Here is a 22657-nt window from a genome sequence, read left to right as displayed (position 1 = left end):
CAGGGCCACCCCGTAGGTGAAGGTGGCCGCAGCAAGGAAGTTGACCAGCGCTCGCGGAACAATCCGGCGGCGCGCCCTGAACCCGCCGGCATTCCCCGCCTGTTCCACCATCTCAGACATTTTAAGCTTCGCTCACGGATCGGCAGAACTGTCCTGGCTGCGAGCCATACCGAACGGGCTCCGGCCAGTCTTGCGAATTTCCTGCTGCGCCTCAGGCCGTCACGGAGGCGGTCTGCATGCCGTCGTCATCCTCGTCGGCCTGCCGGTCCTGAGCCGCTCGCTCCAGCGCCTGCAGGACCGTCGTTTCTCCGGAAAGCACCTGCGCCATGCCGACGCTGATGGAGTTCTGCATGTGGGGCAGATCGCCGACCTGCAGGTGCTTCGCCTTCAGACGCAGCCGGTCCGCGACGATTGCGGCCCCCGCAAGATCCGTTTCCGGAAGCAGCACGACGAACTCCTCGCCCGTCCAGCGCGCGGTGATATCCCGCTCGCGCGAACCGCGGCACACATCCGCCAAGTCCTTCAAGACCTCGTCGCCAACCTTGCGTCCATAGAAGGCGTTGGTCTCCCTGAGCTGATTGATGCGGACGATCAATATGGTGAGGGACGTGCCCGCCTCCGACGCGACTCTCACTTCGGATTCGGCGATGGTCAGGAATTGGTCGCGATCAAGGAGGCCCGTCACGGAATCCTTGGGAACGAGCCCGCCGTGATGCTGCACCAGAGTCTTTCGGCTTCTGATGTCGACGATCCGGCTTGTCTTTTCCTCGACCTCAATGCTCTCGCCCGGCGCTGTCGCGTCATCTCCAGCCTTGACCTGATCGGCCGTTGAGGACGGGGCTTCCGATACCACGTCGGGCTGGGCTTCCTGCCTCGCGCGGGAGCCGCTGAACATGCCGCCAAGGAGACCAAACAGGGCCAGCGCAGCGCTCGCCTGAGCCCCGGTGTTTTCCAGCAGGGAAGGCCTCCAGAGCAGACGCACCTTGATCGGCTCGTTGGAATTTCCGAGCCCCGCGACAACCTCCGCCGGCAGCGTGCATTCCAGCAGAGCAATCACTTGGTCCTTCACCAGGGGGACTGGGTCCACCCGCACGAAGGTTGCCGTGATGACGTTGCGCAGCACGGAGTGATCCAGCATCAGCGGAACCGGCTGCCCATGAGCTGCGAGCTTGTCGGCCTCAGCCCGCGTCAGGCGGACCCGGGCCAGGAAGCCCGTGCCGGAGGAGAGAGCCAGGACCGGCGCTCCGTCGGCGGCGAGCCCTGGCGTCGGGTGGCGGAACACGACATGGCCTGAGAACGGGGCTTTCAGCTGGGTCGTCTCGATGGCGCGGTCCTTCTCGGCCGCCGCAATCGACGTCTCGAGGTCCGCGGCCTCGATCTCGCGCGCGACCAGCGCCCTTGCGCGAGCACGGTCATCGTTGAGGAGGCGCTCGGTCTCGGCGAGCTGCGCCTTGTATTCTTCCAGCGAGGCGCTGAACCTGGCGTTGTTTTCGCCGATCTGGACAAGCTGCTGAGCCAGGGCCGCATCGGAACGCCTGAACTGATCCTCCAACGCCTCACTTCGAGATTTCAGCGAGGAAAGCGCCACCCGCTGGCCATCGACCTCACGCTCCGCATTGATCAGGTTCGAGCGCCGCGCGTCATAGACCGGTTGCGTGATGATCTGCTTCTTGAAGGAGTCGGACGCCTGTTGCAGGGCAGAGCGTGCAATCTCCAGCTGGCTCAGGGCAGCCGCCAGAAACTTCTCCGTGGCTGCGATTTCACCCTCGATCCTGGTCTTCTCACGCGTCCATTCCGTCAGGAGCGCCGCGCGCGCCCTCTCGATCTCGTTGCGAAACTTCTGAAGTTCGAGAAGAAAGCCTTCGGCTTGCGTGATCTGCGTGCGGATCTGCAGCTCGCGCTGGACGAGCCCCTGATCGATCGGAAGGGGCTGGGCACGAACGACCTCTTTTTTCGCCTGTGCCTGCGCCTGCTGAATATCCTTGACGGCAAGCTGCGTCTCGTTGGCAGGCGGAACGAACTCCGCAATCACCTCCCCGGCCTCGATTTCGTCGCGCGAGGTCAGACGCAGGGCCGTGTTGTCGCGACGGGCATGCACGACAAAGAGGTCATTGCCGCCGGCGACACCGTCGCGCCTCTCAAGCTTGCTGAAGGCCCACGTGATCAGGAGACAAGGCACCGAGGATCACGGAGGCATAGGAGATGCGTCGCATCCAGCTCGGCTGTCGGTCACGGGACTTGTTGCGCTTCCTCCAGACCAAGACGCCGTAGGAAGCGCAGAAGACCGCAAATCCCAGCGCACCGCTGAAAACTGCCATGCGCAGGAGATCGCTCCCGTTCAATGCAAACATGATTGCCCCGTACTGCCTCGCGCAGTCGCCCGATGAAGAGCTTCGATTGTTTGAGCCGGCCGCCGGATACGGCCGGACGCCTTTCGTCCGATACTGCGGTCCCGGGCGCGCGTTCAGAATCCAATTGCCGGTCTGAACTGCCTGTCACCGGCGCAGTACGACAACGGATTGGCGCGCCCAATTACCATTGTTTCCGTTACGGTACATCCTGTAGGCGGGCAACGGGCTATGATAGGCAAATTTGCCTCAACGTCTTTGAAAATAAGCATTGGAGGAGGATGCCGAGGCGAAGTTGTGACGATCCGTCACATCCGAGCCTCTGTCCGCTGCGGACGGGCTGCGCACCGGCCCACTTGTAACGCCATTTCACTCCTGAGCGCATCGGGGTGGAAATGCCGAACGGCGGAAGGATGTATACCCGCCCGGAGCAATTCCACTTGCGCGGAAACGGCTCTAGTCTGCTGCAGGTGACTACCGTTCCACCATCAATGGCGACCGACCACTCATGCTCTCCTCCCCGTTGCTACTCGGCGCCATCGCCATAGAGGGCTACGTCGTCCTCGCGGTGGAGCTCCTCGCCATCCGTCAGCTCACGCCCTACGTGGGCAATGCGACCGATACGGTCGCCATCGTGATTGCCGCGGTCCTGCTCCCGCTCGCTCTCGGCTACGAAGCGGGCGGCCGGGCGAGCCTCGCTCAGGGCGATGAGACGGGAGTTCGCCGGCAGCTGACCCGAAATCTCCTGATTGCAGCCCTCGTCCTCAGCTTCGGGCTGTCCCATCCTTTTCTGGCGGCCTTCTTCCAGATCCTCGACGGCCTCGGGCTCACGCACCGCCTGGTTCAGGCCTCGGTTCATGCGTGCCTGTTCCTGGTCTACCCGATCTATCTCCTGGGCCAGACCCTTCCGCTGGTGGCTTATTGCTCGACCGGCGCAAACCTGCCGCGCTCTACGGGCCTGATGCTCTTTCTTTCCACCCTCGGATCGTTTCTCGGCTCGGTGGTGTCGACCCTGGTGTTCATGACCTTTCTGGGCGTCCACATCACGGTGGCCATCACCCTCGGACTCCTGGTTCTGCTCGCTGCGCTGATCGGCTGGCGAATGGAGGGACGGAGCAGACTGGCTCTCACGAGCGCTGCACTCGGCCTCTACATTGCGTTCATCAACAGTCCTGCATCGGTCGAGGCGTACGGCATCGTCAGCAACAACCTCTACAGCGAGGTCCGGGTCGTCGCCAATCCGGCCGAGGACAGCCGTCTTCTCATCATCAACAACAGTCCCTCGTCCAAAGTGGCGGCGCATCCCGAGCACCGCTTCGCCTATGTGAAGTTCATCGAGAAAGAGGTGATCAGGAAGCTCGACTCCGCCAGGCCGCAACGCATTCTCGTGATCGGGGCCGGAGGGTTCACCATCGGCCTCGAGGATCGCTTCAACGACTACACCTACGTGGATATCGACCCTGCCCTTCGTGACGTGAGCGAGGAGCATTTCCTGCACCGCCCCCTGGGTCCGAACAAGACATTCGTCCCCGAATCCGCCCGCGCATTCCTGCGCCGCAATAAACAGACCTATGACGTCGTCGTGCTCGACGCCTTCACCAACCGCATCAACCTGCCGCCGGACCTGATCACCCAGGAAGCTTTCGCGGCGGCCAAACAGGCGCTGGCCCCGGGCGGTCAGGTGATCATGAACATCATCACGTCACCGACCTTCGCCGACCGGTTCAGCCGCAGCATCGACGCCACGATCCGCAGCGTATTTCCCTTCGTCACGCGCCAGATCCTGCCGCAGACGCAGACCGGAAAGGTCGCCAGCGTGCTCTACCTGTCCGGCAGGCTCGAGAATGAGCCCTACGACATCTACACGGATGACCGGAACCGTTCCTTCCTGGATCATTGACCCTGCCCGCTCCTGGCGAACTCCAGCTTTCTTCGGAACAGAGCCCTGAGGCGGAGGCGAGCCGCCTTGCAAGGCATAGGAGCGATCCGGAACGCCCGAGACAATTTCAGAACAGCCGTCCCTGCCCGTCCTCGTCGCTGGAGAGTGGCTTCTTCGCCTTGGGCTTTGCCGCAGGAACCGGCGCGGCCACGGGCGCGCTCAGGGGCTCCATCAGGCCGGGATCGTCGTTCTCGACCTTGTTCACGCGGCTTGAGACCGGCACTATGTCGAGCCAGTCGTCCGGACAGGGCCTGACGAGGCGCATGACGTCGGCGCGCTCATCGCGCACGTCGAGCCAGGCGGCGATGTCGCTCTCCGACAGGATCACCGGCATCCGGTCGTGCACGGCGGAAAGCGTGCCATTGGCGTCCGTCGTCACGATGGCGGCGGTGTCGATCTCTCCGCCGTCCGGGCTGCTGTAGGTCTCCCAAAGACCTGCCAGCGGCATCGGCTTGCGGCTTCGCAGACGGATAAGGAAGGGTGTCTTCTCGCGCCCGCTGCGTCGCCATTCGTAAAACCCGTCGGCGAGAAAGATGCAGCGCCGACGCTTCAGGGCCGCCTTGAAGGTAGGCTTTGTCTCCAGCGTTTCGCCGCGTGCGTTGATGACGAGCGGGAACTCCTTGGGATCCTTCGCCCAGGAGGGCAGGAAGCCCCAGCGCACGAGCATGAAGTGCCGCTCGCCCCGATCCTCCAGCACAATGGGCACCGGCTGGGTGGGAGCCACGTTGTGGCGCGGCGGGAAGTTCGGATGCTCGGGATAACCGTAGAACTCCCGGTACGTCTCGGGAGGAAGCGTGATCGCATAGCGCCCACACATAGTTCCCTCCTAAAGCCAGCGCTTCCAGCGGAAGAAGAGATAGGGCAGCGCGGCGGCGAGGATGATGAGGCCTATCGCCCAGAGATAGCCGTAGTCCCACTGGAGTTCCGGCATGATCTCGAAATTCATGCCGTAGACCGACGAAACCAGGGTCGGCGGCAGGAAGATCACCGACATGACCGAGAAGATCTTGATGATGTCGTTCTGCTCGATGGTGACGAGGCCCAGCGTCGCATCGAGCAGGAACTGGATCTTGTTGGAGAGGAAGGTCGCGTGCTCCTCGATGGACTGCACGTCGCGAAGCGCGGTGCGCCATTCGGCCTGGAAGCCGGAGGCGCGCTGCGGCCTCTGCATGCTGGCCGAAAGGAAAAGGAGCATGCGCTCGACCGAGACCATGCTCTCGCGCACGTTGGAGATGATGTCGCCCTTCCGGCCGATGGACTTCAATGCCGCGCGGTAGGACGCCGCGCGGCGCGCGCCCCGCTTCTCGTTCTCGAAGATCGCCTGCGACAGACGGTCAATGCGCATGCCCATCGTGCCCAGGATCTCGGCCGCGCGGTCGATGATCGTCTCGATCAGCCCATCGAGAACGGCTTCCGGTTGATGCCGGCACCCGCCCGGCTTGCCGGCCCGGGACATGAACATCTGGAAGGAGAGCGGTTCGCCGTAGCGAACGGTCACGAGCGCCTTCTCGGTCAGGATGAAAGATACGTCGATAAGCTTCGGCGCATCCGACTCGGAGCTGCAGAGCACGCGCACCGTCATGTAGCGGGCGTTGTTCTCGTGGTAGAGGATCTCCGAGGGCTCGATGTCGGCCATCTCCTCCCGGGTCGGGATCTCGATATTGAGATGGAGCTCGACAATCCGATCCTCCTCCCGGGTCGGCTCGATGAGATCGATCCACAGCGCATCGTCGGGGATCGGCGCCCCGGGGGGCAGAACGTAACGATCGAGGGACTGCCCTGCCGGTCCCGTATCCTGCGCTGGCCTGTGGATTAAAATCATACCCGTCTCCCATTAGCGGGTATGCTTTAACCCAGCTCTCATGACAACTGCGAGAGGGGCGGCGTATCGTCCGGCACGAAGAAATCCGGGGCAAGGGGCTTGGTCGGGTCGACCCGGTACTTCTCGAAATCCCTCACGCCCTCGCCATGCAGAAACACATCGTCGATAAGGAACTGCCCGGTAAAGCTCCGCGAGGGCTTGTGGAAGATAGCATAGGCCGCATCGGCCAGGATGTCCGGCGTACGGCTCGCCTGCATGATCTCCTCGCCGCCGAGCAGGTTCTTGATGGCGCTGGTGGCGATGGTGGTGCGCGGCCAGAGCGCGTTGACGGCGATCCCCCTGCCCCGCAATTCGCCCGCAAGCCCCAGCACGCAGATGCTCATGCCGTACTTCGCCAGGGAATAGGCGACATGGGGCGCAAACCATTTCTCGCTCATGTCGAGCGGCGGCGAGAGCATGAGGATGTGCGGGTCCTCGGCCTTTTCCAGATGCGGGATCGCGTATTTCGAGACCATGTAGGTGCCGCGCGTATTGATCTGGTGCATCAGATCGAAGCGCTTCATGTCGGTCTGCGTGGTCGGCGTGAGGCTGATGGCGCTGGCATTGTTGACCACAATGTCGAGGCCGCCGAAGGTCTCGACCGTTTTCTCGATGGCCCCTTTCACCGCTTCCTCGTCGCGCACGTCGACCATGAGAGGGAGCGCCTTGCCGCCGGCCTTCTCGATCTCCTCGGCCGCCGTGTAGATCGTGCCGGGGAGCTTGGGATGCGGATCGGCCGTCTTGGCGGCGATGACGACATTCGCGCCGTCCTTGGCTGCGCGAAGGCCGATGGCGAGACCGATGCCGCGCGAGGCGCCGGTGATGAAGAGGGTTTTTCCGTTGAGGGTCATGGGATCAGCTCGCGAGGGCCAGATTTGCGTCCTGCAGGAAACCTGCGCCCGAGAGGACAATGTCCTCCAGGCCCTTCGCTCCTACGGCGATGTTCTCCGCAAAGAAGCGGCAGAGGGCAATGCGGCCCGTATGGGCGGAATCCTGATCGCCGCCGGCCATAAGCGCGTTGGCGGCAAGAGCGGCATCGGCCAAAGCCGCGCCGCCTTGCGCCAGGGCGAAGAGGCGAAGATACGGCGTCGCGCCGGCCAGCGCCTCGCCCTGCGCATTGGAGGAGACCGACTGGAGCAGATGGCTCGTTGCCCGGTCGAGGCTTTCGATGGCATCGCGCAGGCGCGCGGCGGTTGCCCCGAAGGCAGGCGTGCCTTCCTTCATCACGCGGGTTACCGTGGCGCGCATGGAAGCGATCTGCGCCCGCACCGTCTCGCCGCCGGAGAGCGGCAGCTTGCGGACGACGAGATCGATGGCCTGGATGCCGTTGGTGCCCTCGTAGATCGGCGCAATGCGTGCATCGCGGTAGTGCTGCGCCGCGCCCGTCTCCTCGATGAACCCCATGCCGCCATGGACCTGGACGCCGAGGGAGGCGACCTCCATGCCGATATCGGTGGAGAAGGCCTTTGCCACCGGAGTGAGCAGCGAAGCGCGCTCATGAGCCTTCTTCCGGCGCGCCGGGTCTTCCTCCAGATGCGCGCGGTCGATGGCTTCCGCCGTCATGTAGCAGATGGCGCGCGAAGCTGCGGTAAGCGCCTTCATGGTGAGCAGATGGCGCTGGACGTCCGGATGCGCGGCGATGGGGCTCATGCCCTCGACTGCCCCGATGGCACGGCCCTGCTTGCGCTCGTTGGCGTAGGACAGCGCCTGCTGATAGGCGCGCTCGGCAATGGCGACGCCCTGCAGGCCGACAGCGAGGCGCGCATTGTTCATCATCGTGAACATGCAGTTGAGGCCCCGGTTCTCCTCGCCGACGAGCCAGCCGATGGCTCCCCCATTGTCACCGAAGATCATGGTGCAGGTGGGCGAGGCATGGATGCCGAGCTTGTGCTCGATGGAATGGCAGCGCACGTCGTTGCGGGTGCCGTCCGGCAGGATTTTCGGCACGAGGAAGAGCGAGATGCCGCGCGTGCCGGCAGGCGCATCGGGCAGGCGCGCGAGCACGAGATGGATGATATTGTCGGTGAGATCGTGCTCGCCATAGGTAATGAAGATTTTCTGGCCCGTGATCCGGTAGGTGCCGTCGCCTTGCGGCTCGGCACGGGAGCGAAGCGCCGCCAGGTCCGACCCCGCATGCGGCTCCGTCAGGTTCATGGTCGCGGTCCACTCGCCGGAGACGAGCTTTTCCAGGTAGCGGCTCTTGAGATCCTCGGAGCCATGCGCGACCATCGCCTCGATCGCGCCCATGGTGAGCACGGGGCCGATGCCGAAGGCCATCGAGGCGGCATTCCACATCTCGACGCAGGCCGAGTTCAACAGAGTCGGCAGGCCCTGGCCGCCATATTCCACCGGGCCCGGGAGCGCATTCCAGCCCGCTTCCGCCCAGCCCTTGTAGGCCTCCTTCCAGCCGGGCGCGGTGGTGACTACGCCGTCCTTGAGCGTGGCCCCATGCTTGTCGCCTTCGCGGTTGAGGGGAGCGATCAGGTCATTGGCGAAGCGGCCCGCCTCCTCCAGGATCGTCGCCGCCAAGTCGGCGGAGAGGTCGCCGTAGAGCCCCTCCCCGATGGCGCGGTCGAGGCCAGCCACATGCCGCATGGTAAAGACGATGTCGGAGACTGGCGCACGGTAGCTCATGGTGTTTCCTCTCAACCGAACGGCTTTTGATGTTGACGCATATCCTCGCGCCGTTAAACCCGCCCAGCAAGCGCTGACAACCTTCGGGCAAGGAATAGTTTAGACGTGAACGATCATGGGTCAATGCTCCAGACGTCGCGTCTGGCGGCCGACGAGGCGGGGCTCTCCGAGGCGGCAGCGATCCTGCGCCGTGGCGGCCTCGTGGCCTTCCCGACAGAGACGGTCTATGGCCTCGGAGCCGATGCGACCAACGCGGAGGCGGTTGCGGGCATCTACGCCGCGAAGGAGCGTCCGAGCTTCAACCCGCTGATCTCACATCTCGCCAGCCTCGCAGCCGCCCAGGAGCAGGGCGTCTTCGATGCGACGGCCAGGCAGCTGGCGGAAGCCTTCTGGCCTGGTCCGCTCACCCTCGTCGTGCCGGTGGCTCCCAGCTGCACCATTTCCGACCTTGCCCGCGCGGGTCTCGACAGCGTGGGATTGAGGGTGCCCGCCCATTCCCTTGCCCATTCCCTGCTCGAAAGGACCGGACGCCCTGTCGCCGCGCCGTCCGCCAACCGTTCCGGGCGGGTGAGCCCGACCACGGCCGATCACGTGCTGGGCGATCTCGATGGGCGCATCGATGCGGTGCTCGACGGCGGCGCATCGGAGGTCGGGGTCGAATCGACCATCGTCGCCTGCCTCGGCGGCGCTCCCCGCCTGCTGCGCCCCGGCGGCGTGCCGCGCGAGGCCATCGAAGCCCTCATCGGGCAGAAGCTGGAAACCGGCTCCGAGGGAGGAGCAAGCCCCCTCGCGCCAGGCATGCTGGCCTCCCACTATGCGCCAAGGGCGCAGGTGCGCCTGAATGCGACGAGGATCCAGTCGGGCGAGGCCGCACTTCTGTTTGGGGCAACGCCGCCCTCAGGCACCCAGAGCGCGGACGCGACTCTCAACCTGAGCGAAAACGGCGACTTCAAAGAGGCCGCCGCTCATCTCTTCTCCTATCTCCGGCAACTCGACGCGTCGGGCGCTTCGACCATCGCTGTTGCGCCCATCCCGGAGGCGGGCTTGGGCGAGGCGATCAACGACCGCCTCCGCCGCGCCGCCGCGGAGCGGTAGGCCGCTTACTTCGCGGCGAGCTTGGCCGCGATCTGCGCCACGTGGCGGCCCTGGAAGCGGGCGCCGTCGAGATCGATCTCGGTCGGCTGGCGCGAGCCGTCGCCGCCTGCGATCGTGGAGGCGCCATAGGGCGAGCCGCCGCGGATCTGGTCGACACCCGACTGGCCCGCAAAGGAGTAAGGCAGGCCGACCACCACCATGCCGTGGTGCAGGAGCACCGGCAGCGTGGTGAGGATGGTGGCTTCCTGGCCGCCGTGCTGGGTGGCGGTGGAGGTGAAGACCGAGCCGACCTTGCCGATGAGCGCGCCTTTCGCCCACAGAGCGCCGGTCTGGTCGAGGAAATTCTTCATCTGCGCCGTCATGGTGCCGTAGCGGGTCGGCGTGCCGAAGATGATGGCGTCGTATTCCGGCAGCTCCTCGACCGTCGCAACGGGGGCCTTCTGGTCGAGCTTGTAGTGGGCGGCCTGGGCTACTTCCGCCGGAACGAGTTCCGGCACGCGCTTCACGGACACCTCGGCGCCGGCCTCGCGCGCGCCTTCGGCCGCCGCATAGGCCATCTGCTCGATATGGCCCCAGGACGAGTAATACAGGACGAGAACCTTGGTCATAATGATCTCCAACGGATTCTTGGCGCGGCACAGGGCCACCTTTCTGCTCATTTGAAAGGTTGAGGAAACCCGCTACCGCTAAGATTGCCGACCGAAGATATTCTTTCCTTTCTGCAATACCAGCGCTAGATATGCACTAGATCCATTGCGAGGATGCAAAGAGATGGCCAAGCAGCAGCATCTCGACTGGGACGATTTCAGGCTGGTGAAAACCATTGCCGAAGCGAACGGGCTGGCCGGCGCGGCCGAGCGCCTAGGCGTCAACCATTCCACCGTCTTCCGCCGACTCGGCCAGATGGAGGAGAACCTCGGGGTCAAGCTCTTCGAGCGGCACCGGACCGGCTATATCCTGACTCCGGCGGGCGAGGAGATGACGGCGCTCGCCGAGCAGATGGAGGAGAACGTGACCTCCTTCACCCGCAAGCTGGCAGGTCAGGCCGTCGCCCCCGCAGGAGAGTTGAGGGTCACCACCAACGACACCCTGCTCGTCCACCTGCTGACGGACATCTTCGCGCGCTTCGTCAAGACCTGCCCCGAGATGCGGCTGGACGTGGTGCTCGCCAACCAGGCCCTGAACCTTTCGAAACGGGATGCGGACGTGGCGATCCGGGCCACCGACAACCCGCCCGAGACCCTGGTCGGGCGGCGGGTTGCGACCATCGGCTGGGCGCTCTACGGCCGGGCGGAGGAATTCCCGGACCACGGCCAGCCGCAGGACCTCGAATCCCCTGCCCTCTACGAGCGGCCCTGGGTCGCGCTGGGTGACAACCTCGCAACTCTCAAGGCAGCGCGCTTCGTGCGAGAGCGTGTGGCGCCGGAAAACATCGCCTATCGGGTCAACACGGTCCTCGGTCTTGCAGAGGCGGTGGAGGCCGGAATCGGCATCGGCCCCCTGCCCTGCTTCATCGCGGACGAGAAGAGAAACCTCGTCCGGCTCTCGGAGGTCAACCCGGGTTTCTCGGCGGGGTTGTGGCTCCTGACCCACCCGGACCTTCGCCAGTCGGCCCGCGTGAGAGCCTTCATGGATTTCATGGCCGCCGAGATCGCCAAGCAGAAAAGGTGGATCGAGGGCACGGCGAAGCGGGCCCTCGCCTCCTAAGGCTCAACCGATCTCCACCACGACCCGGCCCTTGATGCGACCGGCAACAATCTCCTGCCCGGCCTCCATGACCCGGTCCAGGGGGATCGTGGATGTCATGGCCGCGAGCTTGGCATGGTCGAGCTCCCGCACCAGACGGTCCCAGGCCTCGATCCGCAACGCCTTCGGAGCCATGACGGAATCGACGCCGAGCAGCGCCACGTTGCGCAGGATGAAGGGCGCGACGCTGGCCGGAAGGTCCATGCCTCCGGCAAGTCCGCAGGTGGCAATCGCCCCGCCGTATCTCGTCATCGAGAGCAAATTGGCGAGCGTCGCGGAGCCCACCGTATCGACGCCCGCAGCCCAGCGCTCCTTTCCGAGCGGCCGCACCGGACCGGTCAATTCGCTCCGCTCGAGGATTTCCGCAGCGCCGAGGCCCTTTAGATAGTCCGCTTCCTCAGGCCGCCCGGTGGAGGCGATCACATGCCAGCCTGCTTTGGCGAGGAGCGCCACGGCCACGGAGCCGACGCCGCCGACCGCTCCGGTCACGCTGGCGGGACCGCGATCCGGCTTGAGGCCGTGCCGCTCCAGCGCCATGAGGCAGAGCATCGCCGTGTAGCCCGCCGTGCCGATGGCCATGGCCTGCTCGGGCGAGATGCCTTCGGGTCGCGGAATCAGCCAGTCGCCCTTGACGCGGACTTTCTCCGCATAGGCTCCGAGATGGGTCTCGCCCAGGCCCCAGCCATTGAGGATGACCGGATCGCCCGCCTTGAATTCGGGATTGGAGGAGGCCTCCACGGTGCCGACCAGATCGACGCCGGGGATCATGGGAAAGCGCCGCACCACCGGGGCCATGCCGGTAAGCGCCAGCCCGTCCTTATAGTTGAGGGTTGAATGCGACACCCGAACGGTGACGTCCCCCTCCATGAGATCGGCCTCGTCGAATTCGCGGAAGCCGACGCTCTGGCCGGTATCGGTCTTGTCGATGACGATGGCCTTGAACGTGCCCATTCCAGTCTCCTCCCTTGCGCCATCCATTTGTGGCGCAAGGGAGGATCAGGGCAAGCGCGACAGCCTCATTCCTTCGGACGAGGCGGCTATTCCGCAGGTTGGAGAGCGGGTGTCCGCTCCACCGGCTGCTCCTTGATCGGCAGGTTAATGAGGGCCGAGGCGATGCCGAGAACGATGGAAAGCCACCACACCATGGTGTAGTTGCCATAGACCTCGTACAGGATCCCGCCGAGCCAGACGCCGAGGAACCCGCCGACCTGGTGGGAGAAGAAGGCAAAACCGTAGAGCATGGCCATGTAGCGGGTGCCGAACATCAGCATCACAAGAGAGGATGTGGGCGGCACGGTCGAGAGCCACAAAAGGCCGATGGAGATGCCGAAGAGGATCGACGTGACGGGCGAGGCCGGCAGCAGGATGAAGGCGGCGATCGCCACCGAGCGGCCGAGATAGATCCAGGCCAGCAGCCAGCGCTTCGACATGCGGGTGGAAAGCCAGCCGGACGAAAGCGAGCCGAAGGCGTTGGCGAGGCCGATGACGGCGAGCGTCCAGCCGCCGATGGTGGCGGAGAGCCCGGCATCCTTCAGGTAGGCCGGCAGGTGGGCCGTAATGAAGGCGAGCTGGAAACCGCAGGTGAAGAAGCCCAGCACCAGCAGCACGTAGGAGCGGTGGCGGAAGGCCTCCGCGAGGGCCTGCCGGATCGACTGGCCCGGCACCGGAGCAGGTCCACTCAGGGTGGCGGACCCTCCGCTCGGCCGGGTGGCGAGCGCCAGCGACAGGGGCATGACGAGCAGGACGCTGAAGGAGAAGACCACCAGAGCCTGCTGCCAGCCGAAGGAATCGATGAGGATGTTTCCGATGGGCGGGAAGAGGAACTGCCCGAAGGAGCCCGCCGCCGTGCCCGCGCCGAAGGCCATGGGCCGCCACTCTTCCGGCAGGAGCTTGCCGAAGGCCCCCAGCACCAGGTTGAACGAGCAGCCGGACAGGCCGAAGCCGATGAGCACGCCCGCGCCGAGCTGCAGAAGGCCCGGCGTCGTCGCATAGGCCATGACCACGAGCCCGACGGCATAGAGAAGAGCGCCCACGCAGAGCACCCGAATCGCGCCAAACCTGTCCGCCACCGCTCCCGCGAAAGGCTGTCCGACGCCCCAGAGCAGGTTCTGGACGGCAATCGCCAAGCCGAAGACGTCACGCCCCCAGCCGTACTGGGCCGTCATCGGAATCTGGAACAGCCCGGCGGATGCCCGTGGCCCGAAGGTGATGAGGGCGATCAGGCAGCCGGAAAGGACGATGAGTTCCGGGGAGATGCGGGAGGAGGAAGACGAGGCAGAGGATGCGGACATGAAGGCAGCCTTCGGCAGCAATCGGGAGCCGGAGACTAGCGCAAACCGCGCATCAGCAATATTGAAAGTTTATCACGAATGCCATGAGCGTCCGTGATGGATTCAGGGCGGCATCCGGCCGGATGCCGCCCTGAAAAAACATGCTGAGGTTTTGAGCCGAGCCCTCAAATGACCGCGAAGTCCTCGTAGGTCAGCTTGAGCTTCTTCTTGAGAGAGGCGATCTCGAGCGCCTTGCCCTTCCCCGAACCGTCGGCATCGTAATAGAGGATGCCTTTTTTCTTATTATAGACAATGTAATCGTTCCGGTCATCGGCCTTGCTGCCGGCTTCGAAATACTTGCTTTTCAGCTTCCCGGCTTTACCGATCTTCTTGAATGCCGCATTGTCGAGCCGGATCGTGTCATCCTTTCTGTTGAAATCTGAGATCCGGTCCATATTCGACTTCTTGCTCGGCTTCTTATCGAAGACGAAGGCGTCCCGGCCGGAGCTGCCGGTCAGAGTATCCTTTCCCGTCCCGCCATAGAGGATGTCATCGCCGGCATCCCCCCACAGGCGGTCCTGACCGCTGTTACCCTTCAGCACATTGGCAGCGAAGTTGCCGTACAGTTCATCGCTGTGGGACCCGCCCGTCGCATTTTCGATGACTACACCGTTTGCAATCGTGAAGCCGCCGGCGACCCCCACCTCCCAGGAGATGAAGCCGCCCGCATTGGGATCATGGCTCTGACGTGTCGCCGCACGCAGGTCGAGCGCGACGGGTCCCAGGGCATGCCCGGCATCGAGCATGTCCTGTCCGCCGGCATCCCAGATGCAGAACCAGCCCTCCTCACCGACGTAGTCGCTGAATGTAGGCAACACATAGGTATTGTCGCCCGTCGCCGTCGACATGTTAGGCCCATACAGAGCCTGCAAGGCGGCGATGTCGAAGGCGCCCAACCCACCTTGGGCCCCATGATCGATCCCGTTTTGGGTCACGTTCCAGCCCGTGTTGTACGACATGACCGTCCATACGCCCTGGTTCAGGCCATGGGTTCCGATCGTGAACTCCCCGTCGACGCCCGGGAAGGTCGAATGATCGTCCTCCTCCCCGCCATCGTGTGGATGCGCAAGCCCGAAGCCATGCCCCAGTTCTTGGATGATCGTGTGGAGGCCGTCGCCACCGAAACGAGGTACTGCCAGGATTCCGCCGAAGGATCGAAATAGCCCCAGCGCTGTCCCGGGACCGGGATCTCATGGCGGCCTACCGCGCCGCCGCCGAGTTGGACCTTCCACCAGACGATGTCGGCCTCTCCTGCCGATTCAGCAACCGTGAACCGCAGACCGCACACGCTCTCGTAGAGGCCGAGAGCATACCCGAAAGCGTTGACCTCGTCCTGGGTCCACTCGTCTGCGGCATCATCGGCGCTCTCAAGGACATCGCTTGGGCCACCGTGAGCCTGGCTGGCTTCCGCGAAATCCTCGCCGATCCCGAGCCAGACCTTGATCGGCTCCTTCGTCAGATCCCAGGCAGTCCCGCCCCAGACCAGCGAGTCGATATAAATGCTCCCATAGCCGGAGCCGGGGACGGAGGTTCTGATGTCTGCCATGGTCATCCTCGCCGAAGCTTAGCGCTCGGAAGTCATAGCAACTTCATCCCACAACTCGTAGTGCCTTGGCGCACAACCGGGAAATTTCCTCAGGTCTGCCCCGGCCGCAGCTTGTAGAAGATGTGACGGCCGATGACGTCCATCTTCTTCAGGCGTTTCGCCCAATAGGGGCGCACATAGTTGGCGTGGTAGTGGGTGGCTCCGCCCACATCCGTCAGGTAGGTCTTGCCTTCGAGGACGGCGCTCGCGACCCGCTTGGCCCGATCCCAGGACTCAGCGTCCCGGATGCGCAGGGCCTTGCCCTCGCAGGCGAAGGTGAACTGGCAGGCGAGGTGCCGGTGGCGGTTCTGATAAACCACGCCGCAGATGGTGGAGGGATAGAGACCGCTCTTCACCCGGTTCAGCACCACCTGAGCGACGGCGGCCTGCCCTTCCGCGGACTCGCTGCGGGCTTCGAAATAGACAGCCTCCGCCAGGCAGCGCTGCTCCTTGCTCAGGTTGTCGGGATCGATCAGATCCGCATAGCGCGGATGTTCTGCACCATCGTCCTTCGGCACTGCACTCACGCCGCCGTCGCGGTCGAGACGCGGCGATTGCAGCACGACGGGAGCGGCGGCGATCTCGATAGGCATGGCGTCCATGGGAGCCGGCGTTGCCGAGGACAGCGTCACCGCGCGCTTCACGATGGGCGTCGTGAGGCTGCCCGCCGCACCCGTCGAGCCTGCCGCGGCGGCGGCAGGCGACTGCACGGAGGTCGCCTGGCGGGTCGTGGTGAATTCGGGAGCCTGCCAGGGCTCGAAGCCCTGGTCCATGTCCGGGCCCTCGATCTGCCCTTCCATGAGGATGGTCGGCGGCAGGAGGCGCTCGTCCCGGCCGAAGAGCAGACGCGATTGCGCCGCCCGCTGAAGGACCGGACGGATCTCGCCCGCGTGATCGGACAGGGCGACGTCCGGCTCCACCCAAGGATTTCCTTTGCGGGACCGGTCGACCTGTGGATAGGCGACGAACTCCGCCTTCATCTCATCCTTCAGGGGCGCACCCTCGAGAGCGGCCTCTTCGGGCAGATCGTAGCGGGGCAGCGAGCGCAGGATGTCGCGCCCGAGATCGAGTCTGCCCCGCCCGACGGCGCCGTCGATGGGTGGAACGAGCGCGGTCTCGGTGAGATGGGCCAGGGGGCCTCGGGGTGCGAAGCTGATGCCGGATTGCGGATCGTTGCTGGCCGAGGCCGTGAACGAGATCAGGAGTCCGCCCGCCAGCGCCCAGGGCGCAGTTGTGGCGCAGATCCATTTCATCCGAGAGCGACGATTCCGAAGACGCACGCGACACACCCTGACCGAACCGACATTGGAGCATCTGGCAGGAATGCTCCGGCTCGGTAAAGTTATCGCCGGTTAGGGTTGATGAGGCGTTAAGACCGGAGTTTCACGATGCTGCAGAGCGCCTCTCCGCCATCCGCCGCAGGGCCTCAGCCGTCTCCGCATCGGCGGGAAAGAAGGCCTCGATGGCGAGTTCCGACAGAGTGACGTCGACAGGGGTGCCGAACACCGTGGTGGTGCTGAAAAGGGTGAGCATGCCCTCCCCTGTCGTCAGTTGAAGCGGCACCACGATGCCGGCATAGTCGTGCCGCACGGCAGGGCCGCGGGCAGCCGCGTCGGGGGTCGGATAGGCGCGCAGTTCCTCGACGAGGGCGGCAAGCGCCGCATCCCCTGTCATATCGACCTGGTGCTCGAGGCGGGCTACCAGATGGTCCCGCCACTCCCTGAAATTCACGATGCGCCGCGCGAGTCCCGCCGGGTGCATGCTCAGGCGAAGCACGTTGACCGGGGCTTTGAGCAGGGCGGGATCCATCTCCCCGATGAGCGAGAAGAGCGCGTCGTTCGCAGCGACCAGCGACCAGTGCCTGTCGACCGCGAGCGCGGGATAGGGCTCGTGGCCTTTAAGGACGAGATCCACCGCCTGGCGCATGCTGGCAAGGGCCGGATCGTCGAGGGAGCGCTCGGAATAGACCGGCGCATAGCCCGCTGCCACCAGCATGATGTTCTGTTCGCGAAGCGGCATGTCGAGCTTTTCGGCAAGCAGCAGAACCATCTCGCGGCTCGGCTGCGAGCGTCCTGTCTCCAGAAAGCTCAGGTGCCTCGTGGAGATGTCGGCCTCCAGGGCGAGATCGAGTTGGCTCATGCGCCGGCGCTGACGCCATTCACGCAGATAATCGCCGACATGGGAAATGGGGGGCACGGGCTTCATGGGCGGACCATAGCGCGAGACGAAGGCCTGTTCCATGACCTCCGAGGTAATCGACGGCGTTCGGGGACCGCGCGATCCTTACCGGCAAGGTCGATCTGTATCGACCGAGCAACGATGAGGAGCCTGCCATGACGACGATCCATCCTTCCCCGCTCCTGCGCCAGGCCCTGCTGGCGGATGCCGCCACCAGCGCCGCCTTCGGTCTGCTGGCGCTGCTCGCGGCCGGCCCCTTGAGCCCCCTCCTCGGCCTGCCGGAGATGCTGCTTCGCGTGTCGGGGGGAATCCTGCTCCCCTTTGCGGCGCTGCTGAGCGTTCTCGCTCTGCGGCAACAGGTTTCCCGTCCCCTCGTGTGGGCCATCGTGATCGCCAATGCGGTCTGGGCCGCCGACAGCATCCTGCTCCTGGTCAGCGAATGGGTTGCTCCGACGAGCGCAGGCTATGCCTTCGTCATCGCTCAGGCTCTCGTCGTGCTGATGTATGCCGAGTTCCAGTATGTGGGCCTGCGGCGGTCGGAGGCGACTGCCGCGTGAGCAGGATCGAAAAACGCCCGCGCGTCATGGCCGCACTCGTTGCGGCCATCCACGTCTTTATCTCGCTACTCAGAAGACGTAGCCCTCGGGACAGGCCCGAGGATGATGGCTGTTTGAGGAATGCCTCAGGCGTCCCACCCGTTGAACGGAATCGTCTTGATGTCGGACAGCTCGATGTCGTCGAGACAGCGGATGTTGACCGCCGCCGTCGCTTCCCTCGTCGGCTTCTTGCCTTCGCCAAAGGGCGCGCAGCCGCAGGTGGCACAGAAGCGGTGCTGAACGGTGTGCGTGTTGAAGGTGTAGGTGGCGAGATTGTCCTCGCCCCGGATCACGTTCAGCTTGCTGCGCGGCACGAAGGTGAGCTGATAGCCCTTCTTCCGGCAGATGGAGCAGTTGCACTCGATGACCTGTTCGAGATCGGTCTCGACCTCGAAAGCCACCGCCCCGCAGTGGCAAGAACCCTTGTGCATCCATTCCCCCCATTTCGACGTTAGGACCCCATTTCCAGAATGGCGATGACGATGAGACCCGCCCCGATCACGCCCGTGAGGCGGTCGCCCATAGTGAGCGGCTCGGCCTTGCCGCGCGAGGCGGCCTGCATGATGAGAACGTCGAGGACCAGCGAAACAAGGAAGGGCCAGGCGGCAGGCGGCATGACCGCATCCTGCAAATCCGGCCGATCCGCCACGAAAAGGCCAATCGCGATGCCGGAGACCAGCATCGCGACGAGGTAGAGCAAGCGGCTGCGGGACAGGGCCATGGTGCTCACGCCTGGCTCGCCGCCCTGTTGCCGAGCGCCGCCTGCGCTGCGGCAAGGCGGGCAATCGGCACGCGGTAGGGCGAGCAGGACACGTAGTCGAGCCCGGCCTCCTGGCAGAAGTGGATCGAAGCCGGGTCGCCGCCATGCTCGCCGCAGATCCCGAGCTTGATGTCGCCCCTCGTCTTCTTGCCGCGTTCGGCCGCCAGCTTGATCAATTCGCCCACGCCTTCCTGGTCGATGGTGACGAAGGGGTCGGCCGGCAGAATGCCCTTCTGCGTGTAGGAGCCGAGGAAGGAGGCCGCATCGTCGCGGGAGATGCCGAGCGCCGTCTGCGTCAGGTCGTTGGTGCCGAAGGAGAAGAACTCCGCCGCTTCCGCGATCTCGCCGGCGCGCAGGGCGGCGCGGGGCAGCTCGATCATCGTGCCGACCTGGTAATCCACCTTCACGCCGCTTTCCTTCGCCACCGCTTCCGCCATGGCGACGATGCGCGCCTTCACGAGATCGAGCTCCGCCTTCGTCATGACCAGCGGCACCATGACCTCGGGCACGACCGGCTGGCCGGTCTTCTTCCCGGCCTCCACCGCCGCCTCGAAGATGGCGCGGGCCTGCATCTCGGCGATCTCAGGATAGGCCACGGCCAGACGGCAGCCGCGGAAGCCGAGCATGGGATTGAACTCGTGCAGCTCGCGGGCGCGGTGCCTGAGCTTCTCGACCGAGGCGTTCATCGCCTTCGCCACTTCCTGCATCTCGTCTTCCGAGTGCGGCAGGAATTCGTGCAAAGGCGGATCGAGCAGGCGGATCGTGACGGGCAGGCCGCTCATGATGGTGAAGAGCTCGACGAAGTCCGCGCGCTGCATCGGCAGCAGCTTGGCGAGCGCAGCCCTGCGGCCTGCCTCGTCGTCGGAGAGAATCATCTCGCGGACCGCCACGATGCGGTCGCCCTCGAAGAACATGTGCTCCGTGCGGCAGAGCCCGATGCCTTCCGCGCCGAAATTGCGCGCGGTCTTCGCGTCGAGGGGCGTCTCCGCATTGGTGCGCACCTTCATGCGCCGCACCTTGTCGGCCCAGCCCATGAGGGTAGCGAACTCGCCGGAGAGCTCCGGCTCCAGCATCTTCACCTGGCCGAGCAGCACCTGCCCGTTGGAGCCGTCGATGGTGATGACGTCGCCCTTCTTCAGGGTCTGGCCTGCCACCGTCAGGGTCTGTGCGCCGTAATCCACGCGGATCGAACCTGCGCCCGAGACGCAGGGCTTGCCCATGCCGCGGGCGACCACCGCCGCGTGGGAGGTCATGCCGCCGCGGGTGGTGAGGATTCCTTCAGCCGCATGCATGCCGTGGATGTCCTCAGGGCTCGTTTCGACGCGCACGAGGATGACCTTTTGGCCTGCCTTCTTGGCGGCTTCCGCATCGTCGGAATTGAACACGATCTCGCCGGAGGCCGCGCCGGGCGAGGCCGGCAGGCCCGTCGCCAGAACCTTGCGCTCGGCCTTCGGGTCGATGGTGGGGTGAAGCAGTTGGTCGAGGGCCGCGGGGTCGACGCGGGTGATCGCCTCCTCCTGCGAGATCAGGCCCTCCGACGCCAGCTCCACCGCAATGCGGAGCGCCGCTTTCGCCGTGCGTTTGCCGTTGCGGGTCTGGAGCATCCAGAGCTTGCCCTTCTCCACCGTGAATTCCATGTCCTGCATGTCACGGTAGTGCTTCTCGAGAATGCCGTAGATGCGCACCAGCTCGGCATAGGCCTGCGGCATCGCCCTCTCCATGGAAGGCTTGTCAGAGCCGGATGCGATGCGCGCGGCCTCCGTGATGTCCTGCGGCGTGCGGATGCCCGCCACCACGTCCTCGCCCTGCGCATTGATGAGGAACTCGCCGTAGAGCTCCTTCTCGCCGGTCGAAGGATTGCGGGTGAAGGCGACGCCGGTTGCGGAGGTCTCGCCCATATTGCCGAAGACCATGGCCTGCACGTTCACCGCCGTGCCCCAGCTCGCGGGGATGCCGTGGAGTTCGCGGTACTTGATGGCGCGGTTGTTCATCCAGGAGCCGAACACGGCGCCGATGGCGCCCCAGAGCTGCTCCTGCGGCTCCTGCGGGAAGGGCTTGCCGAGCTCCTTCTCGACCAGGGACTTGTAGCGCGGAAGAATGGCCTTCCAGTCCTGCGCCGTCATGTCCGTGTCGAGGCTGTAGCCCCGGCGGTCCTTGTACTCGTCGAGGATCTCCTCGAAGTGATGGTGCTCCAGCCCGAGCACCACGTTGGAATACATGGTGATGAAGCGGCGATAGCTGTCATAGGCAAAGCGCTCGTCGCCCGCTCCCTTGGCGAGGGCTTCAACGGTGACGTCGTTGAGGCCGAGGTTGAGCACAGTATCCATCATGCCGGGCATGGAGGCCCGGGCGCCGGAGCGGACGGAGACCAGAAGCGGGTTTTCCGGATCGCCGAAGGTGCGGCCGGTGAGCCGCCCGACGAAGGTCAGGGCATTCTCCACCTGATCCTTCAGCTCCTGCGGATAGGCCCGGCCATGATCGTAGTAGTAGGTGCAGACTTCGGTGGTGATGGTGAAGCCCGGCGGGACCGGCAGCCCGAGATTGGACATCTCGGCGAGATTCGCGCCTTTGCCCCCAAGCAGGTTTTTCATTCCCGCCTGGCCCTCGGCCTTTCCGTCACCGAAGGTGTAGACCCACTGCGTCATCGCTCGACCCCTTGGCTTTCTAACGCCCTGCTGCAGGCAGGTGTTGGCTTGAAGCATGCGGAAACAAAACGCAACCTGAACAGCCAAGGTTCCTTAATTGAATATCGGAGCAAAGGAGGGCGTCATTTCGGGGGCCGGGTTCTGAAGACGCCAAACAAAAGGCCGGGACGAGCCCGGCCTCTGTGTCCTTGGTATTTTATCCGGTCAGACCCGGTAGCGCCCGTTGCGCTTCACATAGACCGTGGCCCCCACCGGGACGCGCTCGTAGAGGTCGGCGACGTCTTCGTTGAGCATGCGCACGCAGCCGGAGGAGACCTGCTCGCCGATGCTCCAGGGCTCGTTGGTGCCGTGGATGCGGAAGAGCGTATCGGCGCCGTTCTGGTGGAGATAGAGGGCGCGCGCGCCGAGCGGGTTGCCGAGGCCCGCCTCCATGTGGCCCGGCAGGTCCGGGTTGATGCGGACCATGGTCTTGGTGGGCGACCAGGCCGGCCACACGCCCTTGCGGCCCACGGAGGCGACGCCCCTCCAGGAGAAGCCCTGCTTGCCGACGCCGACGCCGTAGCGGATCGCCTTGCCCTCGGGCTGGACGAGATAGAGCATGCGCTCGTCGATATCGACCACGATGGAGCCGGGCTTCTCGGGGCCGGTATACTCCACCGTCTGCCGGGCGTATTTCGGGTCCATCTTCCTGCGGTCGACGAGCGGGATGTCGTAGGGCTTGTCGGGGATCGAGCCGATATACCAGCCGCCATCGCTCGGCGTCGCCACGGCGAAGGGCTGCGGCGGCTCATGGACGGACTGGCAAGCGGCAAGAGGCGCACCCAGGAGCGCGCCGATCATAAGACGTCGAATCATGGCGGAGTACCGAAAAAACGAGACGCCGGCTGCCTAGCGCCTCGCAGGCGACATGGCTGTGCCCCGGCCGCAACAGTTCGGTACG

General features: G+C 64.8%; 20 protein-coding genes. 4 read left to right on the top strand and 16 right to left on the bottom strand.

Annotated features, from left to right (window positions below; genetic code table 11):
• Nucleotides 1-211: 211 nt before the first annotated feature.
• Nucleotides 212-2179, bottom strand: coding sequence for a diguanylate cyclase (locus LG661_RS04555; RefSeq protein ID WP_230530680.1), 1968 nt, complete (start codon nucleotides 2177-2179; stop codon nucleotides 212-214).
• A gap of 677 nt (nucleotides 2180-2856) precedes the next feature.
• Between LG661_RS04555 and LG661_RS04550 the strand changes: the two genes are divergently transcribed.
• Nucleotides 2857-4248 (top strand): fused MFS/spermidine synthase, encoded by a 1392-nt coding sequence (locus LG661_RS04550; protein WP_230530679.1) that lies wholly within the window; start codon nucleotides 2857-2859, stop codon nucleotides 4246-4248.
• A 106-nt stretch (nucleotides 4249-4354) separates the two neighbouring features.
• Here the strand turns inward: LG661_RS04550 and LG661_RS04545 are convergent, their stop codons facing one another.
• The 4 genes from LG661_RS04545 to LG661_RS04530 are packed head-to-tail and all read right to left on the bottom strand — an operon-like array spanning nucleotide 4355 to nucleotide 8782.
• A complete protein-coding gene (locus LG661_RS04545; protein ID WP_230530678.1) occupies nucleotides 4355-5104 on the bottom strand; it encodes an SOS response-associated peptidase in 750 nt (249 codons plus the stop codon).
• 9 nt (nucleotides 5105-5113) lie between these two features.
• Nucleotides 5114-6109 carry a magnesium transporter CorA family protein gene (locus LG661_RS04540; protein ID WP_230530677.1) on the bottom strand — a complete coding sequence of 332 codons (996 nt, stop codon included), beginning with the start codon at nucleotides 6107-6109 and terminating at the stop codon, nucleotides 5114-5116.
• Between the two features lie 38 nt (nucleotides 6110-6147).
• The gene (locus LG661_RS04535; RefSeq protein WP_230530676.1) at nucleotides 6148-6999 is read right to left on the bottom strand and encodes an SDR family oxidoreductase; all 852 of its coding nucleotides are present in this window, start codon (nucleotides 6997-6999) and stop codon (nucleotides 6148-6150) included.
• A gap of 4 nt (nucleotides 7000-7003) precedes the next feature.
• Nucleotides 7004-8782: an acyl-CoA dehydrogenase gene (locus LG661_RS04530; RefSeq protein WP_230530675.1), complete on the bottom strand. Its 1779-nt coding sequence runs from the start codon at nucleotides 8780-8782 to the stop codon at nucleotides 7004-7006.
• Between the two features lie 123 nt (nucleotides 8783-8905).
• Here LG661_RS04530 and LG661_RS04525 point away from each other — a divergent pair, with 123 nt between their 5' ends.
• Nucleotides 8906-9877: an L-threonylcarbamoyladenylate synthase gene (locus LG661_RS04525; protein WP_407666653.1), complete on the top strand. Its 972-nt coding sequence runs from the start codon at nucleotides 8906-8908 to the stop codon at nucleotides 9875-9877.
• Between the two features lie 5 nt (nucleotides 9878-9882).
• On the opposite strand, the gene wrbA is transcribed toward LG661_RS04525, so the two are convergent.
• Complete coding sequence (gene wrbA / locus LG661_RS04520; protein WP_230530673.1) at nucleotides 9883-10485, bottom strand: NAD(P)H:quinone oxidoreductase; 603 nt, start codon at nucleotides 10483-10485, stop codon at nucleotides 9883-9885.
• A gap of 163 nt (nucleotides 10486-10648) precedes the next feature.
• Between wrbA and LG661_RS04515 the strand changes: the two genes are divergently transcribed.
• Nucleotides 10649-11584 (top strand): LysR family transcriptional regulator, encoded by a 936-nt coding sequence (locus LG661_RS04515; protein ID WP_230530672.1) that lies wholly within the window; start codon nucleotides 10649-10651, stop codon nucleotides 11582-11584.
• Between the two features lie 3 nt (nucleotides 11585-11587).
• Here the strand turns inward: LG661_RS04515 and acuI are convergent, their stop codons facing one another.
• The 6 genes from acuI to LG661_RS04485 all read right to left on the bottom strand — a co-directional run bounded on the left by acuI (nucleotide 11588) and on the right by LG661_RS04485 (nucleotide 17779).
• Complete coding sequence (gene acuI, locus LG661_RS04510) at nucleotides 11588-12574, bottom strand: acrylyl-CoA reductase (NADPH) (RefSeq protein WP_230530671.1); 987 nt, start codon at nucleotides 12572-12574, stop codon at nucleotides 11588-11590.
• A gap of 86 nt (nucleotides 12575-12660) precedes the next feature.
• Entirely contained in the window at nucleotides 12661-13914 is a 1254-nt protein-coding gene (locus LG661_RS04505; protein ID WP_230530670.1) for an MFS transporter, read from the bottom strand.
• Nucleotides 13915-14078: 164 nt separating this feature from the next.
• Nucleotides 14079-14912 carry a M10 family metallopeptidase C-terminal domain-containing protein gene (locus tag LG661_RS04500; protein WP_230530669.1) on the bottom strand — a complete coding sequence of 278 codons (834 nt, stop codon included), beginning with the start codon at nucleotides 14910-14912 and terminating at the stop codon, nucleotides 14079-14081.
• A 20-nt stretch (nucleotides 14913-14932) separates the two neighbouring features.
• Nucleotides 14933-15499 carry a hypothetical protein gene (locus tag LG661_RS04495; RefSeq protein WP_230530668.1) on the bottom strand — a complete coding sequence of 189 codons (567 nt, stop codon included), beginning with the start codon at nucleotides 15497-15499 and terminating at the stop codon, nucleotides 14933-14935.
• Nucleotides 15500-15588: 89 nt separating this feature from the next.
• Entirely contained in the window at nucleotides 15589-16791 is a 1203-nt protein-coding gene (locus LG661_RS04490) for a cell wall hydrolase (protein ID WP_230530667.1), read from the bottom strand.
• A gap of 130 nt (nucleotides 16792-16921) precedes the next feature.
• Nucleotides 16922-17779: a helix-turn-helix domain-containing protein gene (locus LG661_RS04485; RefSeq protein WP_407666650.1), complete on the bottom strand. Its 858-nt coding sequence runs from the start codon at nucleotides 17777-17779 to the stop codon at nucleotides 16922-16924.
• Nucleotides 17780-17871: 92 nt separating this feature from the next.
• Here LG661_RS04485 and LG661_RS04480 point away from each other — a divergent pair, with 92 nt between their 5' ends.
• Nucleotides 17872-18273 carry a hypothetical protein gene (locus LG661_RS04480; protein WP_230530666.1) on the top strand — a complete coding sequence of 134 codons (402 nt, stop codon included), beginning with the start codon at nucleotides 17872-17874 and terminating at the stop codon, nucleotides 18271-18273.
• 125 nt (nucleotides 18274-18398) lie between these two features.
• Here the strand turns inward: LG661_RS04480 and LG661_RS04475 are convergent, their stop codons facing one another.
• The 4 genes from LG661_RS04475 to LG661_RS04460 all read right to left on the bottom strand — a co-directional run bounded on the left by LG661_RS04475 (nucleotide 18399) and on the right by LG661_RS04460 (nucleotide 22572).
• Nucleotides 18399-18743, bottom strand: a complete 345-nt coding sequence (locus LG661_RS04475; RefSeq protein ID WP_230530665.1) for a GFA family protein — start codon at nucleotides 18741-18743, stop codon at nucleotides 18399-18401.
• Nucleotides 18744-18763: 20 nt separating this feature from the next.
• Complete coding sequence (locus tag LG661_RS04470; protein WP_230530664.1) at nucleotides 18764-19033, bottom strand: hypothetical protein; 270 nt, start codon at nucleotides 19031-19033, stop codon at nucleotides 18764-18766.
• Nucleotides 19034-19038: 5 nt separating this feature from the next.
• Nucleotides 19039-21717 (bottom strand): pyruvate, phosphate dikinase, encoded by a 2679-nt coding sequence (ppdK, locus tag LG661_RS04465; protein WP_230530663.1) that lies wholly within the window; start codon nucleotides 21715-21717, stop codon nucleotides 19039-19041.
• 204 nt (nucleotides 21718-21921) lie between these two features.
• Nucleotides 21922-22572, bottom strand: a complete 651-nt coding sequence (locus LG661_RS04460; protein WP_230530662.1) for a L,D-transpeptidase — start codon at nucleotides 22570-22572, stop codon at nucleotides 21922-21924.
• Between the last annotated feature and the right edge of the window lie 85 nt (nucleotides 22573-22657).

It is taken from the genome of Microvirga roseola (assembly GCF_020866965.1).
Taxonomy (GTDB): domain Bacteria; phylum Pseudomonadota; class Alphaproteobacteria; order Rhizobiales; family Beijerinckiaceae; genus Microvirga; species Microvirga roseola.
Note: the sequence above shows the minus strand (reverse complement) of the source record. Positions and strands in the feature narration are given on the sequence as shown.